This is a genomic window from Roseovarius sp. (assembly GCF_030373445.1).
Lineage (GTDB): Bacteria > Pseudomonadota > Alphaproteobacteria > Rhodobacterales > Rhodobacteraceae > Roseovarius.
The window spans coordinates 258,665-279,459 of sequence record NZ_JAUCYU010000003.1; the positions used below are offsets into that span (position 1 = coordinate 258,665).

The window sequence follows — 20,795 nt, forward strand, 5'->3', positions numbered from 1 at the left end:
AATATAGCTATATTATCGATATTATTTTTTCTGTCAACCTCTGGATGCGCCCTGATTGGCGACACGGCATACTTCACCGCATCACCATTGATTTCCTTAGGTTTTCCATAAAATGCGGTATCGACGCAGCAATGTAGCTGTCGGTCTTACTGGCGTCTCACTTTGCCGCGGCAGTTAGTGAAAATGTATGTAAAGCTTCAGCGTCCGCTGGACGTGTTTACATATTCACCCGCCACGGCGTTTCGTCCCCCTGTCCCATGTCGTGGCGGTCAGACCCGCCTCGCGCAGGGGGAATTTCTGGATCTTGCCGGTCTGGGTTTTCGGCAGCGCGTCGGCGCGGTCGAGGTAGCGGGGGATCATGAAGGCGGGCATGCGGGGGATGAGGAAGTCGATGAGGGCTTCCGGCTCCCACGAGGCGCCGGGCTTGAGGACGAGGACGGCCATCACCTCCTGCTCGGTATCGGCCGAGGCGACCGGGATGACCGCGCATTCGAGCACCGAGGGGTGGGCGAGGATCTGTTGCTCGACCTCCATCGAGGAGATGTTCTCTCCCCTTCTGCGGATGGCGTCTTTCACGCGGTCCACGAAGGCGAAATTGCCGGCATCGTCGCGGACCAGCATGTCGCCGGTGTGGAGCCACTGGTTGCGCCAGGCTTTCGCCGTCCATTCCGGGTGGTTCCAGTAGCCCGCGGACATGATCCAGGGGCGCTTGGCGCGCACGACCGCTTCGCCGGGGGTGCCGTTTGGAACCTCCTCGTCATCGGCGTCGACGAGGCGGACCTCGTAGCGGTCCTCGACCACGCGGCCGCAGGTTTTGGCGTCGTGCAGGTCGAAGCCCGAGCGGGTGGGGCAGTTCATCTCGGTCCCGCCCCAGGTGGTGGAGACGCGGCAGGCGAAGCGGCGTTTGAAGTCCTCGACCTCGGGGATGAGGGGAACCATGAGCAGGCGGTCGAGCGGGGTGTCGGCGTCGGCGGGGGTTTCGGGCTGGCGGTAGAGGAAGCTTGCCATGGCGCCGAGCAGGAAGGAGGCGGTGGCGCCGTGGCGGCGGATGTCGTCCCAGAAGCTGTCGGTGTGGAAGCCGCCCTGGACGACGGCGGTGCAGCCGGCGATGCAAGCGGCGTAGACCACGGCGAAGCGGCCGGCGATGTGGAAGAGCGGGATCGGGGCGAAATAGGTGTCGGTGTCGCGGAGGGCGAGCATCTCGGTCACGCCGAAGGCGTATTCGTAGACATGGGCGTGGGTCATCATCGCGCCCTTGGAGGGGCCGGTGGTGCCGGAGGTGTACATCACCGCCATGATGTCGTTGTAGCGGGGGCTTTCGCCGGCGAACGGCGTGTCGGCGTAGAGGTCTGCGAGGGGGAGGATGGTGAAGCGGTCGAGGCCTTCGGGCAGGTCGCCCTCGCCGGTGACGATCAGCCGGGTCAGGTGGTCCAGGCGGTCGGCGATGGGCGGGAGGCGGTCGAGGAAGTCGGTGTGGATGACCATGTCGCGGGCGAGCGAGTCGTTGATCATGTAGGCGAGGATGTCGCCGAGGTAGTGGTTGTTGAGCGGCACCTCGATGATGCTGGTGCGGGCCAGCGCGCACCAGAGGTCGATCACCTCGATCCCGTCGGGGAGCATGCTGAGGATGGTTTCCCCCGGTGCGGGGCCAAGGGTGGAGAGGCCTTGCGCCAGCCGGGCGGAGCGGTCGCCCATCTCGGCGTAGGTGTAGTTGTGGTCCGGCGTGGCGATCCAGGTGGCGTCGGGACGGTCAGCGATGCGGCGCGCCAGCACGGTGGCGAGGTCGCGCTCGCGGAGGGGGTCGGCAAGGGGCTCGGCGGGCGCCATGGGCCCTAGCGCCCCTTGAATTTCGGCGGGCGCTTTTCGGAGAAGGCGCGGATCGCTTCGCCGTAATCCTCGGTATAGATGAGGTTGGTGATGGTCTGCTTTTCCAGCTCCAGCGCGGTTTCGAAATCGGCATCGACCACGCGTTGCAGCATGCGCTTGTGGGCGACGGTGGCGAGCGGCGCGCGGGAGATGATGCGGCGGGCCATGGCCTCGGCCGCCGCCTCCTCCTCGCCGTCGGGGACGAGCTTGTTGACGAGGCCGATGCGGTGGCCCTCGGCCGCGTCGATGAATTCGCCGGTCAGGACCAGTTCGCGGGCCTTGTTCATCCCGACGATGAGCGGCAGGAGCTTGGAGGCGCCGCCGGTGATGGTCATCCCGGCGTTGGATTCGGGGAAGCCGAAGATGGCGCTTTCGGCGGCGACGACGAGGTCGCTGTCGATCGCCACCTCGAAGCCGGCGCCGACGGCGTAGCCGCGCACGCAGGCGATGACCACCTTGCGGGCGGCGCGGATGATGCGGGGGATTTCCTGCAGGTTCTCGGTGATGTCCTCGACGATGTCGAGGATCGGGTGGATCTCGCCGCTCTGGATCTGGGGGTATTCCTCCAGCGCGACCTTGAGGTCGTCGCCGACGCTGAACGCCTTGCCATGGCTGCCGATGATGATCGCCTTGACCTCCGGGTCGGCGGAGGCCTCGCGCAAGACCTCGACGAAGCGGCGCACCTCGGGCGGGTCGAAGGCGTTGAGCACTTCGGGCCGGTTGAACCGGATCCAGCCGATCCCGTCCTTCACCTCGTATTGCAGTCTGGTCATTCGGAGTCTCCCTCGTGCCGGCGCGGTCTGGCGGGCCGGTCCTGTTGCACCGGCACAGGATTGCCGAAGCCCGTGCGCCGATCAAGGGGCATGGCGCGGGGCAGTTGACCGGTGGCCAGGTCGCGCCCTAGGGTACAGGTATGAACAAGCTGGGATATGCCGATACAGGGGACGAGTTGATCGGCGCGCCGAAATCGGTGCGGATCGCCGGGGTGCTGGAGCGCGAGATCATGTCGGGGCAGCTTGGCCGTGGGGCGGCGCTGGAGAGCGAGAACGCGCTGGTGAAGCGGTTCTCGGTCAGCCGGAACACGGTTCGGAAGAGCCTGGAGATCCTGAGCGGCAAGGGGCTGATCACCACGCGGAGCGGGATCGGGTCGTTCGTGACCTATGGCGGGCGGACGATCGACGACCGGCGGGGGTGGAGCGTGGCGCTGGCCTCGGGCGGGGAGGAGATCGGGACGCGGGTGCTGCGCATCGAGCGGGGCGCGATGGACCTGCCCGACGCGCCGGAGGACGTGCGGGGCGACTGCCTGATGGTGGACCGGCTGCGGTTCCGGGTGGCCACCGGGCGGGCGGTGTCGCTGGAGCGGAGCCGGGTGCCGTGGCGGGCGGGGTTCGGGGATATCCTGCGCGACGGGCTGACCAACGGGTCGCTGACGGACACGCTGCGCGAGCGGGGCTTGCGGGTGGCGAAGGGGGATGAATGGGCCAACGTGCTGGCCGCGTTGCCGGCGGAGGATGCGGCCGTGCTGGGCCGACAGGCGGGCGAGCCGATGCTGTTGCTCAGGCGGCTGACGCGGGCGGCGGATGACAGCGTGATCGAATACGTGCGCAGCGTGCTGGACCCGGAGCGGTTCGGCCTGCACATGCGGTTCTGACGGGCATGGGCGTGGCGGCGGATCAGCGGAACCGGGCCCTTGGCGCCCTTCTGGGGCTGGCGATGGGCGATGCGCTGGGGATGCCGGGGCAGACCTTGTCGCGGGCCGAGATCGGGCGGCGTTACGGGCGCATCGAGGGGTTCGTGGCGCCGGTGGCGGATCACCCGGTGTCGCACGGTCTGGTGGCCGGACAGGTGACCGACGATACCGAGCAGGCGCTGCTGCTGGCGCGGCGGCTGATCGCGGGGGCCGGGCGGATCGACGAGGCGGCGCTGGCGAGGGACCTGCTGGACTGGGAGGCGGATGTGAAGGCGCGGGGGTTGCGCGACCTGCTGGGCCCGTCGACGAAGGCGGCGCTGGACGCGATGCTGGCCGGGACACCGGCGGCGGAGGCCGGGCGGGGCGGCACAACCAACGGCGCGGCGATGCGGATCGCGCCGGTGGGGATTGCGACGGCCCCTGCCCCGGTCGGTGCGCTGGTGGACAGGGTCGAGCAGGCCTGCCGGATGACGCATTTCACCGGCGAGGCGATGGCCGGGGCGGCGGCGGTGGCGGCGGTGATCAGCGCGGGCGTCGAGGGGCGCGGGTTCGAGGCGGCGCTGGACTTGGCGCTGGAGGCGGCGGGCGAGGGTCAGACGCGCGGGCATGGCGCCGGGGTGGATGACATGGCGCGGCGGATCGCGGCGGCGCTGGAGTATGCCGCCGAGGGGCCCGCGCCGGAGGCGTTTGCCGACCGGGTGGGCAACTCGGTGGCGACGCACCAGTCGGTGCCGGCGGCGTTCGGGCTGGTGCGGCTGGCGGGGGGCGATCCGTGGCGGGCCGGGCTTCTGGCGGCGAATATCGGGGATGACACGGACACGATCGGGGCGATTGCCTGTGCCATGGCCGGGGCCTGTGCCGGGGCGGGTTCGATACCGGCCGAGGCGCGGCGGGTGCTTGAGGCCGCGAACCGGTTGGAGCTGGACGAGGTGGCGGAGGGGCTGCTGGCCCTGCGGGTGGCCGAGGCCCCTGCCCCGCTCAGGGCGGCCGGACCATGAGCGGGGGGCTGTTGCAATTGTCGGGCGTGGTGGTGGACCTGATCTACCGGGTCGAGGCGCTGCCGCGGTCGGGGGGCGAGGCCATCGTGACGGGGTTCGACATGGCGCCGGGCGGCGGGTTCAACGCGATGGTGGCGGCAAGGCGGGTCGGGATGGCGGTAAGCTATGGCGGCGGGATCGGCAGCGGGCCGTTCGGGGAGATGACGCGCCGGGCGCTGGCAGCGGAAGGCATCGAGGTGTTGCGCGAGGTGGATGAGGCGCGCGACCAGGGCTGCTGTACGGTGATGGTGGAGCCCACGGGCGAGCGGAGTTTCGTGGCCAGTGAAGGCGCGGACGGGCACTTGGGGCGGGAGGCTTTGGAAAGGGTTCTGGGCGTGCCGCATGACTGGGTTCTGCTGTCGGGATATGCGTTGCATTACAAGGGGATGGCGCCGGTTTTGGCGGCGTGGCTCGAGGGGGAGGTGGACGGGTTCGTCTTCGATCCCTCGCCGGTGGTGGGCGCCCTGCCCCGTGCCTTGGTGATGCGGGCCTGCGAGCGGGCGGCGTGGGTGAGTGCGAATGCCGCAGAGGCGGAGGTTATGACCGGGTATGGCGATCCGGCGGCGGCGGCACGGGCGCTGGCCGGGGGCAAGCGCGGCGGCGGTGCGGTGGTTCGGCTGGGCGCCGAAGGCTGCATCGTGGCGAGCGCGGAGGGCTGCGAGGCGGTGCCGGCGCACGAGGTGGCGGTGGTGGATACGAACGGTGCGGGGGATACGCACCTTGGCAGTTTCATCGCCCGGTTGGCGAAGGGCGACGGGCCGGTCGCCGCCGCGCACTATGCCAACGTGGCGGCGGCACTGTCGGCCACTCGGCACGGGCCGGCGACGGCGCCGGAGCGGGCGGAGGTTCTAGCCGCGATGGCGCGGACAGCGCCGGTGTGAGAGATGACGGAATAACAGCGAAGACCAACAGCAAGGGAGACAAGGACCATGACCAAGAGACTGATCTGTGCGGCCGCATTGGCCGCGATGGCGGGCGCCGGTGCGGTGCAGGCCGAGGAAATCCGGGTGCTGAACTGGCAGGGATATGGCACTGACCTGGACTGGGCGGTGGAGGCGTTTACCGAGGAGACCGGGCACACCGTGGTGCACGAGTATTTCAACTCGGAGCAGGAGATGCTGACCAAGCTGCGGACCAATCCGGGCGCCTATGACGTGGTGCTGATCAACGCGGCCTTCACCCCGCAGGCGCAGGAGGAAGGTCTGATCGCGCCGATCGACAAGGAGAAGATCGAGAACCTTGCGGACGTGCCGGCGGACATGGCGGAGAACCAGGACCTCAATGCCGATGGCGAGCTGTACGGCGTGCCGTGGACCTGGGGGCTGACGGCCTATGCGTTCAACACGCAGGCCTTCGAGGAGGCGCCGACGAGTGTCGAGGTGTTCTGGGACGAGGCGCATGAGGGCCGCGTGTCGATCCGGGACGATGCGCTGGAGGCGGTGCAGTTCGCGGCCATCGCCACCGGGCAGGACATCAACGATATCAGCGACATGGAAGCCATCGAGGCGAAGCTGACCGAGCTGATGCCGCAGATCAAGACCTACTGGGGCTCGGAGAATGACTGGAACCAGTTCATGGCGGCGGGCGAGCTGGACGTGGCGACCTATTGGTCGGGCTCGGCCAGCCGGTCGATCGCCAGCGGGCTGCCGGTGCAGTTCGTGGTGCCGGAGGAAGGCGCCGTGGGCTGGCTGGACGGGCTGTCGATTCCCGAAAGCTCGACCAAGATGGACGCGGCGCATGCCTTCATCGACTGGATGATCGACCCGGAGTTCTACGTGAAATGGGCCGATGAAGGCGCACCGGCGTCGGCCAATGCCAAGGCGGCGGAGGCGTTGCCGGAGGATGCGTTCAACCGGCAGGTTCTTGGCGATCCGGAGGTCGTGGCGCGGGTGCAGTTCCAGCGGCCCGTGTCGGACGAGGACCGGGAGGCCTACCTGGCGCTGTGGCAGAAGCTGAAGGCGGCGCAATAGGCGGCCGGGCCGGGCGACGGGGGGGCGTGAGCATGGCGGGCGGCACGGCGATTAGCGGTGCGCGGGCCGGGCTGATTGCCCTGCTGTCGCCGGCCTACCTGTGGCTGACGGCGGCGATTTTCCTGCCGCTGTCGGCCATGCTGTTCTTCAGCCTTGTCACCGAGCTGCCCTTTGGCGGGGCGGAGTGGGCGTTCACGCTGGAGAATTACCGGGCGTTCTTCGAGACGCCGACTTATGCCACGCTGCTGTGGAAATCCGTCCGGCTGGGGCTGATCGTGACGGTGGTGTGCCTTCTGGTGGGGTTTCCCTGCGCCTACGTGCTGGCCAAGGCGATAAGGGGGCGGGCGCGGGAGGCGTTGTTCCTGCTGGTGATCCTGCCGTTCTGGTCGAACTCGCTGGTGCGGATCTTCTCGTGGGCGATCGTGCTGCGGGGGAACGGCGTGCTCGACCTCGGGCTGAACGCGCTGCTGCCTTTCGAGGTGGATGTGAGCCTGATGTTCACCACCCATGCCATCGTGATCGGGCTGGTACATTCCTACCTGCCTTACGTGATCCTGACCTCGTACCTGGCGCTGCAGGCGATCGACGACAACCTGATCGACGCGGCGCGGTCGATGGGAGCGGGCAAGCCGACGATCCTGTGGCGGCTGGTCCTGCCCTTGTCGCTTCCGGGGCTGGTGGCGGGCGCGGTGCTGATCTTCGTGCCGGTGGTGGGCGCGTTCATGGAGCCGCGCATCCTTGGCGGGCGGGTCGGCACCTATTACGGTACGGTGATCGAGGACCAGTTCGTGGCGGTCTATAACTGGCCGCTGGGGGCGGCGTTGTCGTTCATCCTTCTGGCCGTGGTGCTGTTCATCCTCGCGGTGGCAAGTCCGATGCTGAAGCGGGCGCAGGCATGAGCGGGGCGATGCTGGCGCGGCTGGGCAAGGTGTGGCTGGGGCTGATCCTGGTGTTCCTCTATGCGCCGATCCTGGTGATGGCGGCGATGTCGTTCAATGCCTCGCCCTATTACCAGCTGCCGTTCGAGTTCACGGTGGAGTGGTACGAGAAGCTGAGCGAGAACCGGGGCATCCTGCGGGCGGCGGCAAGGTCCGTGGGCATCGCGATGGTGACGACGGTGATCGCGACGGTGCTGGGCACGGCGGCGTCGCTGGCGCTGTTCCGCTACGAGTTCCGGGGCAAGGCGGTGCTGCGGGTGCTGCTGTTTCCGCCGATCGCGATACCGTGGCTGATCACCGGGACGGCGATGCTGGTGTTCTTTTTCGGCATCGGGCTGGGCCGGGGGACGCCGGCGGTGATCGTGGGGCACGTGGCGCTGGCGCTGCCCTACGTGATCGTGGTGGTGACCGCGCGGCTGGCGACGTTCGATCCGACGCTGGAAGAGGCCGCGCGGGTGCTGGGCGCCGGGGGCTGGACGGTGACGCGGCGGGTGACATTGCCGTGGATCGCGCCGGGGATCATCGCCGGGGCGTTATTCGCCTTTGCCATCAGCTTCGACCAGTTCGTGGTGTCCTATTTCCTGTCGGAGCCGGGGGACAGCACCTTGCCGGTGGTGATCTACACGGCGATCCGCAAGGGGTTCACGCCCGAGATCAACGCGGTCTCGACCCTCATCATCGTGGTGTCGATGGCGGTGATGCTGGTGGCGGCGCGGTTTTCGAATTTCGGGGGAGAGCGGTAGTGGCGCGGGTTTCGGTAGAGGGCATCGTCAAGCGGTACGGCACGGTTGCCGCGCTGGACGAGGTGAGCCTCGACTTCGAGGACGGCGGGCTGTTCGCGTTGCTGGGCCCGTCGGGGAGCGGGAAGACGACGCTGTTGCGGGCGATTGCCGGGTTCGTCTTTCCCGACCGGGGGCGTATCCGGATCGGGGATCAGCCGGTGGAGCGCGTACCGGTGGAGAAGCGCGATATCGGGATGATGTTCCAGAACTACGCGCTGTTTCCCAATATGAGCGTGGCCGACAACGTGGGGTTCGGGTTGCGGGTGCGGAAGGTGGGCGCGGCCGAGGAGCGGCGCCGGGTGGGCGAGGCGCTGGAGCTGGTGCAGCTCGAGGGGTTCGGCGGGCGCAAGCCGCACGAGCTGTCGGGCGGGCAGCGGCAGCGGGTGGCGCTGGCGCGGGCGATCGTGACCAACCCGCGCGTGCTGCTGCTGGACGAGCCCTTGTCGGCGCTGGACAAGGCGTTGCGGGTGGACATGCAGTTCGAGCTGCGGCGGATTCAGCGGGAGATCGGGATCACCACCATCCTTGTCACCCATGACCAGGAAGAGGCGCTGACCCTGTCGGACCGGATCGGGATCTTGCGCGACGGGCGGCTGGTGCAGGCCGGGCCGCCGAGGGAGGTGTATAACGCGCCGGCCGACCTGTTCGCGGCAACCTTCCTTGGCGAGGCGAATATCCTGCCCGGGGGCGGGGCCGGCATCGTGGTGCCGGAGGGCGTGGCGCCCGGCGCGGTGCTGGCGGTGCGGCCAGAGGCCATCGCGATGACGCGGACCGAGCCGGAGGGGGCGGGCCTGTCGAAATGCGTGGGCGTGCTGGAACGGCGGGTGTTCGCCGGGGCGATGGCGACCTGTCTTGTCAGGCGCGAGGATGGCGGCGAGATGAAGGTGGTCTCTCGCGATCAGGATATTCCCGCGGGGTTGACCGAGGGCGACCGGCTGTGGCTGAGCTGGCCCGTGGACAAGACGCTGGCCATTCCGCCGGAGGGCTGAGGCGGCGGGTGCCGCCCTGCCCCGCCTAGAGACCAATCGAGACATCCGACATGGCAAGGCCGACCCCTGCCCGCCCCGGCGGTGGCGGGGTGATTCCGGCCGGTCAGGGTTCGGTTGACGAATCGAGGAACCTGTGGAACCATCCTTTTATCGGACACCATGTCCGATAATCGGACAATTATTGCTGCAAGCGTGCCATGAGTTCGGAAATCAGCCTGTCGGCCAGCAAGGCCATGACGATCTTCACCGAGATGTGCGAACGGGGTGAGCCCTGCACGCTGGCGGATATCGTACGGGCGACGGGTTATCCGCGGACGGTGACCAACCGGATGGTGGCGACGCTGGTGCATCACGGCTTCATCGACCGGCACGATGAGAGCGGGCTTTACAGCGTCAGCCCGCTGGCCCTGCACATGGTCAACAAGGCGTTCCGGAGCGACCCGCTTCTGACCCGGGTCGAGCAGATGATGCGGCAGATCGTGAACCGGACGGCGGACAACGCATTGTTCATGATCCGCAACGACCGGCATGCCTACGTGATCCGGCGGGCGGAGGGGGCCTCGCCCATCAAGGTGTACGGCTCGCAGGTTGGCATGAGCCTTCCGCTGCATTGCGGGGGGGCGCCGATGGTGCTGCTGGCCCATTGCGAGCCGGCGTTCATCGACGATTACCTGAGCGGCCCGCTGGAGGCGCGGACGGAGCATACCTGCACCGACGCGGGCAAGATCCGCGAGCGGCTCATCCGGATACGGGAAGACGGCTATGCGTTCAGCCGGGAAGACCTGTTCGAATACGTGGTCGCCATCGGCGCGCCCGTCTTCGACGACCGCAACAGGCTGGCGGGGGCGATCAGCGTGGGAAACATCACGCAGCGCTATCCGCCGGAGAGAATGGAAGATGTCAGGCAGATCCTGATCGAGGAGATTGCCCGGTACTGACCGGAAAAGACAACGAGACCCCAACAGAAAAACAGGGAGACAAAGGTATGAAATTCAAGTTTCTGCTAACGGCCGCGGTGGCCGTGGCCCTTCAGGCGGCGCCCGGTGCCGCGCAGCAATCGGAGAACACGCTGCGCTGGACGAGCGAGGCGTCGCTGACCACGATCGACCCGTATTTCAACTATCACCGCGAGGCGATGCTGCTGAACGGCCAGCTTGTCTGGGATACGCTGGCCTACAAGACCGCCGATGGCGAGTACCTGCCGCTTCTGGCGACGGAGTGGGAGTGGATCGACGACCAGACGCTCGAATTCAAGCTGCGCGACGACGTAAAGTGGCATGACGGCGAGCCGTTCACCATCGAGGATGCGGTTTACACGTTCAACTACATCTCGACGCCCGAGAACGGCGTCAACGTGCAGAGCAACGTGAACTGGATCGAGAGTGCCGAAGCCGTGGACGAGACCACGCTGCGGCTGAACCTGAAGAAGCCCTTCCCTGCGGCGATGGAGTATATCTCGACGCTGCACGCGATCCTGCCGGACGGGTTTTTCGGGGATACCGGACAGGCCGGCGCCAATGGCCGGCTGGTTGGCACGGGCCCTTACAAGGTGGCCGATTTCGTGCAGGGCGACCGCATCCGGGTGGAGGCGTTCGACGGCTATTTCGCGGACAGCCCCAAGGGGATGCCGACGTTCGACGCCATCGTTTATCGCACGATCCCCGACACCTCGACCCAGATTGCCGAGCTGCTGAGCGGCGGGGTCGACTGGATCTGGCGGGTGCCGCCGGACCAGGCGGAGCCGATGTCGGGCGTGCCGGACATCACCGTGTCGGCGGACGAGACCATGCGCATCAGCTTCCTGTCGATGAACCTGAGGGACATGGAGGGCGGCAACCCGATGCAGGATGCGAAGGTACGCGAGGCCGTGGCGCTGGCGATCGACCGGCAGACCATCGTCGACCAGGTGATCGGCGAGGGCTCGACCGTGATCAACTCGCCCTGTTTCCGCACGCAGTTCGGCTGCATCGAGAATGCGACGGATATCGGCTATGATCCGGAGAAGGCCAAGGAACTGTTGGCCGAGGCCGGGTACGGGGACGGCATGACCGTGCGCATGACCTCGTACCGCAGCCGGGAATGGACCGAGGCGGTCTCGGGCTACCTGGCCAACGTGGGCATCAACGTGGAGGCCAGCGTTCTGGACTATGCCAACGCCCGCGAGCGGGTGGTGAACAACGAGGTCAACATGATGCTGGGCGACTGGGGCTCTTACGGGGTCAACGACGTGTCGGCGCTGTTGAACAACTTCTTCACCCTGTCGGAAGACGACATGGCGCAGGACGAGGCGGTATCCGAGGCGCTGCTGGCGGCGGCGCAGACCGCCGATCCGGACGCGCGGATGGAGCAGTACGAGTTCGCGGTGAACGAGATCGCCGACAAGCTGTACTGGTACCCGATGTGGACCCATCCGACGACCTATGCCTACAACTCGAACCTCGAATTCGAGAGCCATCCCGACGAGAACCCCCGGTTCTTCATGTCGAAATGGGCCGACGAGTGACGACGGGGCGGGTCTAGGGAATGCTTCGGTTCATCTTTAGACGCGCCGCGGTCGGGGTGCTGGTGCTGGTGGCGGTGGCCATCCTCACCTTCGCCCTGACCAACGCGGCCGTGGACCCTGCGCGCGCCATCGCGGGCGACAGTGCCACGGCCGACGATATCCGGGCGATCCGCGAGCTTTACGGCTTCGACCGCCCTTTGCATATCCAGTTCCTGGCCTGGGCGCAGGACATCATCCAGGGAGACCTGGGCCAGTCCTACCGCCAGCGCCGGCCGGTGTCGGACGTGGTGCTGGAACGGCTGCCGGTGACGATGATCCTTGGGGCGACGGCCTTCCTTCTGGCGGTGGTCGTGGCGATCCCGCTGGGGATCCTTGCGGGGCTGAAGCCAAATTCGTGGATCGACCGCTGCGCCCTGACCATCGCGGTGCTGGGACAGGCGGTTCCGAATTTCTGGCTGGCGCTGATGGGGATCGTGATCTTCTCGGTGCAGTTGCGGCTGTTGCCGGCGTCGGGGTCGGGCACGTGGCAGAGTTTCGTTCTGCCGTCGGTCGCGCTGGCCTATTACGCGATGCCGACGCTGATGCGGCTGACGCGGGCGGGGATGATCGACACGCTGCAATCGGATTACGTGAGAACCGCGCGGGCCAAGGGGCTGTTGCCGCCGCAGGTGGTGCTGAAGCACGCGCTGCGCAACGCGATTTTGCCGCTGGTGTCGGTCTCGGCGGTGCAGCTGGGGATGATGCTGGGCGGTTCGGTGGTGATCGAGACGATCTTTGCGATGCAGGGGATCGGCTACCTGGCGTGGGAATCGATCACCATGTCGGACCCGCCGGTGGTGCAGGCCATCGTGCTGACCATCGCCAGTTTCTACGTCGTGCTGACCTTTTCGGCGGACGTGATCAACGCGTGGCTCGATCCGCGCCTGCGGGGGAGCTGAGGGCGCGAGATGACGACGGCAGGCCATAACGCGACCGCCAGCGAGCGGGAGGAGAGCATCGCCCGGCGGCGCAGCGCGATCTCGCGTTACCTGGGACATCGGAGCCTTGTGATCGGGGGTGTCGGGCTGGCGCTGCTGATCCTGATCGCGGTCTTCGCGCCGCTGCTGACGTGGCACGACCCCTACATGCAGGACCTGACCAGCCGGCGGATTCCGCCGATCTGGCACGGGTGGTTCTACGACAATCCCAAGGCCGGGTGGCTGCACCCGCTGGGGACCGACCCGCTGGGGCGGGATTACTTCACGCGGCTGGTCTATGGCGCGCGGATCTCGCTGTTCGTGGGGTTCTCGGTGGTGGCGCTGTCCTGCGTGATCGGCACGACGCTGGGCGTGCTGGCGGGGTATTTCGGCGGGCGGATCGACGCGGTGATCTCGTTCATCGTGACGACGCGGCTGTCGATGCCGGTGGTGCTGGTGGCGCTGGCGGTGGTGTCGATCTTCGACGGGTCGCTGCAGGTGGTGATCCTGGTGCTGGGGCTGTTGCTGTGGGACCGGTTCGCCGTGGTGATGCGATCGGTGACGTTGCAGATCAAGAGCCAGGAATTCGTGACCGCCGCGCGGGCGGTGGGCTGTTCGAACCTGCGGATCATCCTGACGGAGATCATGCCCAACGTGGCCAATTCGCTGATCATCGTGGCGACGATCGAGATGGCGGTGGCGATCATCTACGAGGCGTCGCTGTCGTTTCTGGGGCTGGGGATACAGCCGCCCCTGCCCTCGTGGGGGCTGATGCTGGCGGAGGCGCGGCCGGAGATCTTCTTTGCGGCGTGGATGATCACGCTGCCGGGGATCGCGCTGTTCCTGCTGGTGCTGTTCGTGAACCTGCTGGGCGACGGCGTGCGCGACATCACGGCACCGGAGGGACGGGCATGAGCGACGGGACGACAGGGCCGGTTCTGGAGGTCGAGAACCTCGGGGTGGAACTGCCGACGAGAAGCGGGCCGTTGCAGGCGGTGCAGGGCGTCGACCTGACGATCACGCCGGGCGAGACGCTGTGCGTGGTGGGCGAGTCGGGCTGTGGCAAGTCGATGACGTCGCTGGCGATCATGGGGCTTCTGCCGAAGGCGGCGAAGGTGCCGCAGGGGCGGATCAGCTTCAAGGGGACGAACCTTCTGGAACTGGGCCCGAGAGAGATGTCGACCCTCAGGGGCGACCGGATCGCGATGATCTTCCAGGAGCCGATGACCTCGCTCAACCCGGTATTCACCATCGGCGACCAGCTGACCGAGACGCTGCGGCGGCACCGCAAGGTGACGCGCAAGCAGGCGGTGGCGCGGGCGGTGGAACTGCTGGAGCTGGTGGGGATCAGCGGGGCCGAGCGGCGGCTGCGGCAGTATCCTTACCAGTTGTCGGGGGGCCTCCGGCAGCGGGTGATGATCGCGATGGCGCTGATGTGCGACCCGGAGCTTCTGATCGCGGACGAGCCGACGACGGCGCTGGACGTGACGATCCAGGCGCAGATCCTGGGCCTTCTGGCGAAGATCCAGAAGGAGCTGGGCACGGCGATAATGCTGATCACCCATGACCTTGGGGTGGTGAGCCGGATCGCCGACAAGGTGGCGGTGATGTATGCCGGGCAGATCGTCGAGACCGGCAGCGCAGAACGGGTGTTCCGCGACCCGCTGCACCCCTACACGCAAGGGCTTTTGCGATGCATCCCGGTGCCGGGGAAGACACGGCGGGGCGAGCCGCTGGGGACGATCCGGGGGATGGTGCCGAACCTGGTGGGGGAAATGGGGACCTGTCACTTCCTCGACCGGTGCCCGTTCGCGCATGACGCCTGTCGCACGCGGATACCGCTGTTCGAGCCGGAGGCGGGCCACGCGGTGAGGTGCGTGCGGACGCTTGAGGAGATGCGCGCGAGCCAGCCCGGCCGCGAGGAGACGGAGGCGGCGCGATGACCGGGACGCGAGACGACGCGCCGATCATGGAGGCGCAGGGTCTGACCAAAACCTATACGCTGTCCTCGGGGCTGCTGGGGAAGAAGCGGACGCTGCACGCGGTGCGCGGGCTGGACCTCGATTTGCGGCGGGGCGATATCCTGGGGATCGTGGGGGAGTCGGGCTGTGGCAAGTCCACCCTGTCGCGGATGCTTCTGGGGCTGGAGGCGCCGACGGAAGGCGTGGTGCGCATCGGCGGCCAGCCGGTGGAGCAGATCGGCCGGGCGGCGCTGTCGCGGAAGGTGCAGCCGATCTTCCAGGATCCGTTCTCGTCGCTGAACCCGCGCAAGACGATCGAGTCGATCATCTCGTTGCCGCTGAGGCTGCACGGGATCGGCGACGCGGCCTCGCGGCGCCGGGAGGTGCGGGAGATGATGGAGCGGGTGGGCCTGCCGAGCCGGGTGGCGAAGGGCTATCCCAGCCAGCTTTCGGGCGGGCAGCGGCAGCGGGTATCGATCGCGCGGGCGCTGATCACCCGGCCCGAGATCGTGATCTGCGACGAGCCCACCTCGGCGCTGGACGTGTCGGTGCAGAGCCAGATCCTGAACATGCTGCAGGAGCTGCGGGACGAGCTGAACCTGACCTATATCGTGATCACGCACGACCTTGCCGTGGTCGAGCACTTGGCGACGGAGATCGCGGTGATGTACCTGGGCCGGATCGTCGAGCGGGCCGAGACCGAGCGGTTCTTCGGCGACCCGCAGCACCCCTATAGCCGGGCGCTGCTGAAATCGGTGATGACGCCGGACACGAGCCTGGGGATTCCCGAGCTTGGCCTCGGCACCGCCTTTCCCGACCCGGCGAACCCGCCGCCGGGCTGTGCCTTTCACCCCCGTTGCGCCAAGCGGTTCGAGGGGTGCGACCGAATCGCGCCCGTGCCGGTGCCCCGCGCGGGCGGCGGCCACGTGGAATGCCGCCTGTTTGAAACGCCGGAGGCCGCCGGGCTGCCGGACCCAGCCATGACAAAGGAACGCTGAGATGTCGCAGAATTACGAGAACGGGATGGTCGTGTCGCCGCAGCCCGAGGCGTCGGAGGCGGGGTACGAGATCCTGCGCGCCGGCGGGAACGCGGTGGACGCGGCGATTGCCATGGCCTTCGTGCAGGGGGTGGTGGACCCGATGATGTGCGGCATCGCCGGGTTCGGCAGCATGGCGGTCTATGAGCCGGAAAGCGGGCGGCACGAGTATATCGATTTCCACTCTCCCGCGCCGGGGAGTGCGACGGGCGACATGTGGGAAGACCTGATCGAGGGCGAGGCACGCGACGGGTACGGGTTCATCCTGAAGGGGCGGGTGAACGATATCGGCTACAAGTCGATCTGTGTGCCAGCCTCGCTGCGGGCCTATGCCACGGCGCATGAGCGGCATGGCTCGATGCCGTGGAAGGAATTGCTGGCCCGGGCGATCCGCTGGGCCGAGGACGGCTGGGACGTGCGGCCGCACGTGCATTACTTCTGGTCGCAGCCTGCCGTGATGGGGCGCGTGGCGAACCACGAGCGCATCGCCTATACGCCGGCCGCGAAGGCGCTTTACTGTCGCGAGGACGGGACGCCGAAACAGGTGGGCGACCGGGTGGTGAACCCCGACCTGGCAAGGACGCTGTCGGTCATTGCCGAGGACGGGGCCGAGGCGTTCTATACCGGCGAGATCGGGAAAAAGATCGTGGCGGACATGGAGGCCAATGGCGGGCTGGTGAGCGCCGAGGACCTGGCCGGCTACCAGGCGCAGATCAACGTGCCGGTCGTGTCGGGCTACCGCGATTACAAGGTGACCACGAACCAGCCGCCGGGCGGCGGGCTGATGCTGTCGCTGATGCTGAACATCCTGGAGCATTTCGACCTTGCCGCGATGGGCCATAACAGCCCCGAATACGTGCGGGTGGTGGCCGAGGCGATGAAGCGGGCGACGATCGACAAGGACGAGGGGATCGGCGACCCGGCCTTCCTCGACGTGCCGGCGGAGCGGCTGTTGTCCAAGGACTACGCCGCCGAGTGCGCCGGGCGCATCAAGCGGGGCGAAAAGGCCGACGTGCCACGCTTCGACCCGGCGGCGCCCAGCAAGGACACCACGCATGTCTCGGTGGTGGATGGCAACGGGCTTTGCGTGTCGATGACCCATTCGCTGGGCATGCCCTCGGGCGTGGTGACCGAGGGGCTGGGCTTCATGTATAACGGCTGCATGGGGGTGTTCGACCCGCGGCCGAACCAGCCCGGCTCGATCGCGCCGGGCAAGGCGCGGTTCAGTTCGGTCGTGCCGTCGATCATCTTCCGGGACGAGGAGCCTTACGTGGTGATCGGCGCGCCGGGGGCGACGCAGATCGCCATGGGCGTGTTGCAGGCCGTGCTGAACGTGCTGGATTTCGGCTGTTCGATGCAGGAGGCCGTTTGGCGGCCGCGTTTCTCGGCCACGAGCAATGCCATCGACGTGACCAACCGCATCCCGCGTTTCGTGACGGAGGAGCTGGAGGGGATGGGATACGAGGTGATCCGCAATCCGCAGAGCTTCGGCATTGCCTGGGTGCATGGCATCCGGATCACCGGGGAGGGCCTCGATGGCGGGGCTGATCCGGGGGCGGACGGGATGACGCTGAAGGTGCCGGCGGGCTGAGCCGCGCCGGCACGGGTCAGCCGGTTCAGGCGGAGAGAAACGCGGCGATGCCGGCCTCGGCAACGTCGCGGTCCTGGGCCGGGGTGCCGGAGCTGACGCCGATGCCGCCCACGACGGCGCCGTCGACCACGACCGGCAGGCCGCCGCCCACCACCATCAGCCGCCCGGAAATCGCCGAGCCGATGCCGTAGGCGGGTGCGCCGGGCTGGCTGGCCTCGCCGTATTCATGGGTGGCCTTCTTGGCGCCGGAGGCGGTGAAACTCTTGTCGATGGCGATGGTGATCGAGGTGACCTTGCCGCCATCCATCCGCTCGAAGGCGATGAGGTTGCCGCTTTCGTCGGTGATGGCGATGCACATGGGCACGCCGATTTCGGTGGCCTTGGCGCGGGCGCCGGCGAGAAGCTTGCCGGCGTCTTCGAGGTCGAGGCGGGTGACGGTCATCATGTGGGTCTTGTCCTTTTCTCAGCTTGCCTTGGCCGCGCGCCGGGCGGCGTGCAGAAGGGGTTCGGTGTAGCCCGAGGGCTGTTCGGTGCCCTTGAAGATCAGGTCATGCGCCGCGGTGAAGGCGGGGCCGTCGAAGCCGGGGGCCATGGGGGTGTAGGCCGGGTCGTGGGCGTTCTGGGCATCGACCTTGGGGGCCATGCGCTTGAGCGAGGCCTCGACCTCGTCCGCGGAGGCGATGCCGTGCAGCAGCCAGTTGGCGAGGAACTGCGAGGAGATGCGCAGGGTGGCGCGGTCTTCCATCAGGGCCACGTCGTTGATGTCGGGCACCTTGGAGCAGCCGATGCCCTGGTCGACCCAGCGGACCACGTAGCCGAGGATGGACTGGCAGCAATTGTCGAGCTCGTGGCGGACCTGGTCGGCGGAGAGGTTTCGGCCGGTCATCAGCGGCAGGGTCAGGAGATCGTCGCGGGAGGCTTTCTGCCGCGATTTCATCTGCTCTTGAAGGGCCGCCACGTCGACATGGTGGTAATGGGTGGCGTGGAGCGTGGCCGCGGTGGGCGACGGCACCCACGCGGTGTTGGCGCCGGCGCGGGGGTGGCCGATCTTGGCCTCGAGCATCTCGGCCATCTCGTCGGGCTTGGCCCACATGCCCTTGCCGATCTGGCCGCGGCCCGCCATGCCGGCGGAGAGCCCCGCATCGACATTGCCGGCCTCGTAGGCGGCGAGCCATGTCGATTTCTGCATCTCGCCCTTGGGCACGACGGGCCCGGCCTGCATGGAGGTGTGGATCTCGTCGCCGGTGCGGTCGAGAAAGCCGGTGTTGATGAAGACGCAGCGGTTCTTCACGGCCTCGATGCAGGCCAGCAGGTTGACGGAGGTGCGGCGTTCCTCGTCCATCACGCCGATCTTGACGGTGTGGCGCGGCAGGCCGAGCAGGTCTTCGACGCGGCCATAGAGGGTGTTGGTGAAGGCCACTTCCTCGGGGCCGTGCATCTTGGGTTTGACCACATAGACGGAGCCCGCGCGGGAGTTGCGCGGGCCGTCCTTGCCGAGGTCGTGCATGGCGGCGGCGACGGTGACGGCGGCGTCGAGCATGCCCTCGGGGGTCTCGGCGCCGTCCATCAGCACGGCATCGGTGGTCATCAGGTGGCCGACGTTGCGCACGAGCAGCAGGGCGCGGCCCGGGTGGGTGACGGTTTTGCCTTGCGGGTCGGTATAGGTGACGTCGGGGTTGAGGCGGCGGGTGACGGTCTTGCCGCCCTTCTCGAAGCTGTCCTCGAGATCGCCGCGCATCAGGCCGAGCCAGTTGGTATAGGCGAGGCACTTGTCCTCGGCATCGACGGCGGCGACGGAATCCTCGCAATCCTGGATGGCGGTGAGGGCGCTTTCGAGCTTGACGTCGGCGATGTTGGCCGGGTCGTCCTTGCCGATGGGCGAATTTGGGTCGATGACCAGTTCGATGAGCAGGCCGTGGGCGGTGAGGATGATGTTGCCGCTGTCGGTGTGGCCGGCGAACTGGGCGGGATCGGAGAGTTGGGTTGTGGTGTCGCCCGTGGTGACGGAGAGGGTGCCGTCGGTGACCTCAAGGGCCGTGACATCGGCCCATTTGCCTTGGGCCAAGGGCGTGACCGCGTCGAGATGGGCGCGGGCCCAGGCGATGACCTTGGCACCGCGGTCCGGGTCGTAGCCGTCGCCCTGTGGCTCGCCCTCGATCACGTCGGTGCCGTAGAGCGCATCGTAGAGCGAGCCCCAGCGGGCGTTGGCGGCGTTGAGCGCGAAGCGGGCGTTCATCACCGGCACGACAAGCTGGGGCCCGGCGATGGAGGCGATTTCGGGGTCGACGTTTTGGGTGTCGACGGTGAAGGGGGCGGGATCGGGTTCGAGGTAGCCGATCTCGGCCAGGAGGGCGCGGTAGGCGGCGGGATCGTGGGGCTGGCCCTGGCGGGAGGCGTGCCAGTCGTCGATCTGTTCCTGCAGTTTCTCGCGCCTGGCGAGAAGGGCCGCGTTCTCCGGGGCGAGGTCGCGCAGAAGCTCGGCATAGCCCGACCAGAAGGCGTCGGGCGTGACGCCGGTGAGGACTTCGTTCTCGATCAGGTTTGCAAGGGGTTCGGCCACGGAGAGCCCGTGGCGGTCTACATACGCGGTCATTGTCCATCCTCCGTTGCGTTGCGTCACGCCTAGCGCAGCGTTTCGCGGCTTGTAAGAAACGGAAAAATATTTTCCATTGTATGGAAAGGTATACCGAATGGGCACTCAGACCACCGAAGGGGTTCAATCCGTCGCGCGTGCGCTTGGCCTGCTGAAGATCCTCAGCCGGCATGACGAGGGCGTGCGGGTCAGCGACATGGCGCGGGAATCGGGGCTGGCGGTGTCGACGACGCACCGGCTTCTGACGACGCTGGAGTTGCAGGGGTTTGCGCAGTTCGACCCGGAGCGGGCGCTGTGGCATGTCGGGCGGGAGGCGTTCGCGGTCGGCGCGGCTTTCGGGCGGCGGCACAATTTCGTGGCGCCCGCCCTGCCCTACCTGCGGCGGCTGCGGGACGTGACGCGGGAGACGGCGAACCTTGGCATTCTCGACAATGACGAGCTGGTGACGATCAGCCAGGTGGAGAGCCGCGAGATCATGCGGGCGATCTCGCCCCCCGGCGGGCGGGTGCCGGCCTTCTGTTCGGGGATGGGCAAGGCGATCCTGGCGACGTGGGAGGATGCGGATATCGCGGCGTTTGCGGCGCGCACCGGGTTTCGGCCGCAAACCGGGCAGTCTCACCGGGGGCTGGAGACGGCGATGGCGGATATCGCGCGGATCAGGGAGAGAGGCTTTGCGCTGGACGACGAGGAGCACGTGACCGGGCTGCGCTGTGTCGCGGCGGTGGTGTGGTCGCCGCAGGGCGAGGCGGCCTGTGCGATCTCGGTTTCCGGGCTGGCGGCACGGCTGCAGGACGACCGGATCGGGGCGATCGGCGAGACGGTGGCGCGGGCGGCGGCGGAGCTGACGGCGAAGCTGGGCGGGGTGGCGGCGCCGGGGTGATC

The 20,795-nt window shown here is 67.7% G+C and carries 19 protein-coding genes; 15 read left to right on the forward strand and 4 right to left on the reverse strand.

Features of this window, described 5'->3' with window-relative positions; translation table 11 throughout:
* Positions 1-225 precede the first annotated feature (225 nt).
* Both QUV18_RS07555 and QUV18_RS07560 read right to left on the reverse strand, forming a co-directional pair.
* Positions 226-1,827, reverse strand: a complete 1,602-nt coding sequence (locus tag QUV18_RS07555; protein WP_300892988.1) for an AMP-binding protein — start codon at positions 1,825-1,827, stop codon at positions 226-228.
* A 5-nt stretch (positions 1,828-1,832) separates the two neighbouring features.
* Complete coding sequence (locus QUV18_RS07560; RefSeq protein WP_300892990.1) at positions 1,833-2,639, reverse strand: enoyl-CoA hydratase/isomerase family protein; 807 nt, start codon at positions 2,637-2,639, stop codon at positions 1,833-1,835.
* Positions 2,640-2,779: 140 nt separating this feature from the next.
* Between QUV18_RS07560 and QUV18_RS07565 the strand changes: the two genes are divergently transcribed.
* The 14 genes from QUV18_RS07565 to ggt all read left to right on the forward strand — a co-directional run bounded on the left by QUV18_RS07565 (position 2,780) and on the right by ggt (position 17,320).
* On the forward strand, positions 2,780-3,517 hold the full coding sequence (locus QUV18_RS07565) for a GntR family transcriptional regulator (RefSeq protein ID WP_300892991.1): 738 nt from the start codon (positions 2,780-2,782) through the stop codon (positions 3,515-3,517).
* 5 nt (positions 3,518-3,522) lie between these two features.
* Positions 3,523-4,554: an ADP-ribosylglycohydrolase family protein gene (locus QUV18_RS07570; protein ID WP_300892992.1), complete on the forward strand. Its 1,032-nt coding sequence runs from the start codon at positions 3,523-3,525 to the stop codon at positions 4,552-4,554.
* Complete coding sequence (locus QUV18_RS07575; RefSeq protein ID WP_300892994.1) at positions 4,551-5,474, forward strand: PfkB family carbohydrate kinase; 924 nt, start codon at positions 4,551-4,553, stop codon at positions 5,472-5,474. The genes QUV18_RS07570 and QUV18_RS07575 overlap by 4 nt, the downstream gene beginning before the upstream one ends.
* Before the next feature lie 48 nt (positions 5,475-5,522).
* The gene (locus QUV18_RS07580; protein WP_300892996.1) at positions 5,523-6,563 is read left to right on the forward strand and encodes an extracellular solute-binding protein; all 1,041 of its coding nucleotides are present in this window, start codon (positions 5,523-5,525) and stop codon (positions 6,561-6,563) included.
* A 32-nt stretch (positions 6,564-6,595) separates the two neighbouring features.
* Positions 6,596-7,462: an ABC transporter permease gene (locus tag QUV18_RS07585; RefSeq protein ID WP_300892997.1), complete on the forward strand. Its 867-nt coding sequence runs from the start codon at positions 6,596-6,598 to the stop codon at positions 7,460-7,462.
* Complete coding sequence (locus tag QUV18_RS07590) at positions 7,459-8,244, forward strand: ABC transporter permease (protein WP_300892999.1); 786 nt, start codon at positions 7,459-7,461, stop codon at positions 8,242-8,244. The genes QUV18_RS07585 and QUV18_RS07590 overlap by 4 nt, the downstream gene beginning before the upstream one ends.
* Positions 8,244-9,272 carry an ABC transporter ATP-binding protein gene (locus QUV18_RS07595; protein WP_300893000.1) on the forward strand — a complete coding sequence of 343 codons (1,029 nt, stop codon included), beginning with the start codon at positions 8,244-8,246 and terminating at the stop codon, positions 9,270-9,272. Before QUV18_RS07590 ends, QUV18_RS07595 begins: the two co-directional genes overlap by 1 nt.
* 197 nt (positions 9,273-9,469) lie before the next feature.
* Positions 9,470-10,210 (forward strand): IclR family transcriptional regulator, encoded by a 741-nt coding sequence (locus QUV18_RS07600; RefSeq protein WP_300893002.1) that lies wholly within the window; start codon positions 9,470-9,472, stop codon positions 10,208-10,210.
* A gap of 47 nt (positions 10,211-10,257) precedes the next feature.
* Entirely contained in the window at positions 10,258-11,775 is a 1,518-nt protein-coding gene (locus QUV18_RS07605) for an ABC transporter substrate-binding protein (protein WP_300893003.1), read from the forward strand.
* A 20-nt stretch (positions 11,776-11,795) separates the two neighbouring features.
* Positions 11,796-12,713, forward strand: a complete 918-nt coding sequence (locus tag QUV18_RS07610) for an ABC transporter permease (protein WP_300893005.1) — start codon at positions 11,796-11,798, stop codon at positions 12,711-12,713.
* A gap of 9 nt (positions 12,714-12,722) precedes the next feature.
* A complete protein-coding gene (locus tag QUV18_RS07615; RefSeq protein WP_300893007.1) occupies positions 12,723-13,646 on the forward strand; it encodes an ABC transporter permease in 924 nt (307 codons plus the stop codon).
* On the forward strand, positions 13,643-14,674 hold the full coding sequence (locus tag QUV18_RS07620) for an ABC transporter ATP-binding protein (protein WP_300893008.1): 1,032 nt from the start codon (positions 13,643-13,645) through the stop codon (positions 14,672-14,674). The genes QUV18_RS07615 and QUV18_RS07620 overlap by 4 nt, the downstream gene beginning before the upstream one ends.
* Complete coding sequence (locus tag QUV18_RS07625; RefSeq protein WP_300893009.1) at positions 14,671-15,690, forward strand: oligopeptide/dipeptide ABC transporter ATP-binding protein; 1,020 nt, start codon at positions 14,671-14,673, stop codon at positions 15,688-15,690. The genes QUV18_RS07620 and QUV18_RS07625 overlap by 4 nt, the downstream gene beginning before the upstream one ends.
* Position 15,691: 1 nt before the next feature.
* Complete coding sequence (gene ggt, locus QUV18_RS07630) at positions 15,692-17,320, forward strand: gamma-glutamyltransferase (protein WP_300893011.1); 1,629 nt, start codon at positions 15,692-15,694, stop codon at positions 17,318-17,320.
* Between the two features lie 25 nt (positions 17,321-17,345).
* On the opposite strand, the gene QUV18_RS07635 is transcribed toward ggt, so the two are convergent.
* On the reverse strand, positions 17,346-17,765 hold the full coding sequence (locus tag QUV18_RS07635; RefSeq protein ID WP_300893013.1) for a heme-binding protein: 420 nt from the start codon (positions 17,763-17,765) through the stop codon (positions 17,346-17,348).
* Between the two features lie 18 nt (positions 17,766-17,783).
* Positions 17,784-19,913, reverse strand: coding sequence for a malate synthase G (locus tag QUV18_RS07640; protein WP_300893014.1), 2,130 nt, complete (start codon positions 19,911-19,913; stop codon positions 17,784-17,786).
* Positions 19,914-20,010: 97 nt separating this feature from the next.
* On the opposite strand from QUV18_RS07640, the gene QUV18_RS07645 reads away from it, so the two are divergent.
* On the forward strand, positions 20,011-20,793 hold the full coding sequence (locus tag QUV18_RS07645) for an IclR family transcriptional regulator (protein WP_300893016.1): 783 nt from the start codon (positions 20,011-20,013) through the stop codon (positions 20,791-20,793).
* Positions 20,794-20,795: the final 2 nt, after the last annotated feature.

Excerpts from the sequence above, each read along its gene's own strand:
- QUV18_RS07575 (WP_300892994.1), top strand. The coding sequence starts at position 4,551 with ATGAGCGGGGGGCTGTTGCAATTGTCGGGCGTGGTGGTGGACCTGATC.
- QUV18_RS07585 (WP_300892997.1), top strand. The coding sequence starts at position 6,596 with ATGGCGGGCGGCACGGCGATTAGCGGTGCGCGGGCCGGGCTGATTGCC.
- QUV18_RS07590 (WP_300892999.1), top strand. The coding sequence starts at position 7,459 with ATGAGCGGGGCGATGCTGGCGCGGCTGGGCAAGGTGTGGCTGGGGCTG.
- QUV18_RS07640 (WP_300893014.1), bottom strand. The coding sequence starts at position 19,913 with ATGACCGCGTATGTAGACCGCCACGGGCTCTCCGTGGCCGAACCCCTT.
- QUV18_RS07555 (WP_300892988.1), bottom strand. The coding sequence starts at position 1,827 with ATGGCGCCCGCCGAGCCCCTTGCCGACCCCCTCCGCGAGCGCGACCTC.
- QUV18_RS07625 (WP_300893009.1), top strand. The coding sequence starts at position 14,671 with ATGACCGGGACGCGAGACGACGCGCCGATCATGGAGGCGCAGGGTCTG.
- QUV18_RS07600 (WP_300893002.1), top strand. The coding sequence starts at position 9,470 with ATGAGTTCGGAAATCAGCCTGTCGGCCAGCAAGGCCATGACGATCTTC.
- QUV18_RS07570 (WP_300892992.1), top strand. The coding sequence starts at position 3,523 with ATGGGCGTGGCGGCGGATCAGCGGAACCGGGCCCTTGGCGCCCTTCTG.
- QUV18_RS07610 (WP_300893005.1), top strand. The coding sequence starts at position 11,796 with ATGCTTCGGTTCATCTTTAGACGCGCCGCGGTCGGGGTGCTGGTGCTG.
- QUV18_RS07560 (WP_300892990.1), bottom strand. The coding sequence starts at position 2,639 with ATGACCAGACTGCAATACGAGGTGAAGGACGGGATCGGCTGGATCCGG.
- QUV18_RS07635 (WP_300893013.1), bottom strand. The coding sequence starts at position 17,765 with ATGATGACCGTCACCCGCCTCGACCTCGAAGACGCCGGCAAGCTTCTC.
- ggt (WP_300893011.1), top strand. The coding sequence starts at position 15,692 with ATGTCGCAGAATTACGAGAACGGGATGGTCGTGTCGCCGCAGCCCGAG.
- QUV18_RS07580 (WP_300892996.1), top strand. The coding sequence starts at position 5,523 with ATGACCAAGAGACTGATCTGTGCGGCCGCATTGGCCGCGATGGCGGGC.
- QUV18_RS07605 (WP_300893003.1), top strand. The coding sequence starts at position 10,258 with ATGAAATTCAAGTTTCTGCTAACGGCCGCGGTGGCCGTGGCCCTTCAG.
- QUV18_RS07620 (WP_300893008.1), top strand. The coding sequence starts at position 13,643 with ATGAGCGACGGGACGACAGGGCCGGTTCTGGAGGTCGAGAACCTCGGG.
- QUV18_RS07615 (WP_300893007.1), top strand. The coding sequence starts at position 12,723 with ATGACGACGGCAGGCCATAACGCGACCGCCAGCGAGCGGGAGGAGAGC.
- QUV18_RS07565 (WP_300892991.1), top strand. The coding sequence starts at position 2,780 with ATGAACAAGCTGGGATATGCCGATACAGGGGACGAGTTGATCGGCGCG.
- QUV18_RS07645 (WP_300893016.1), top strand. The coding sequence starts at position 20,011 with ATGGGCACTCAGACCACCGAAGGGGTTCAATCCGTCGCGCGTGCGCTT.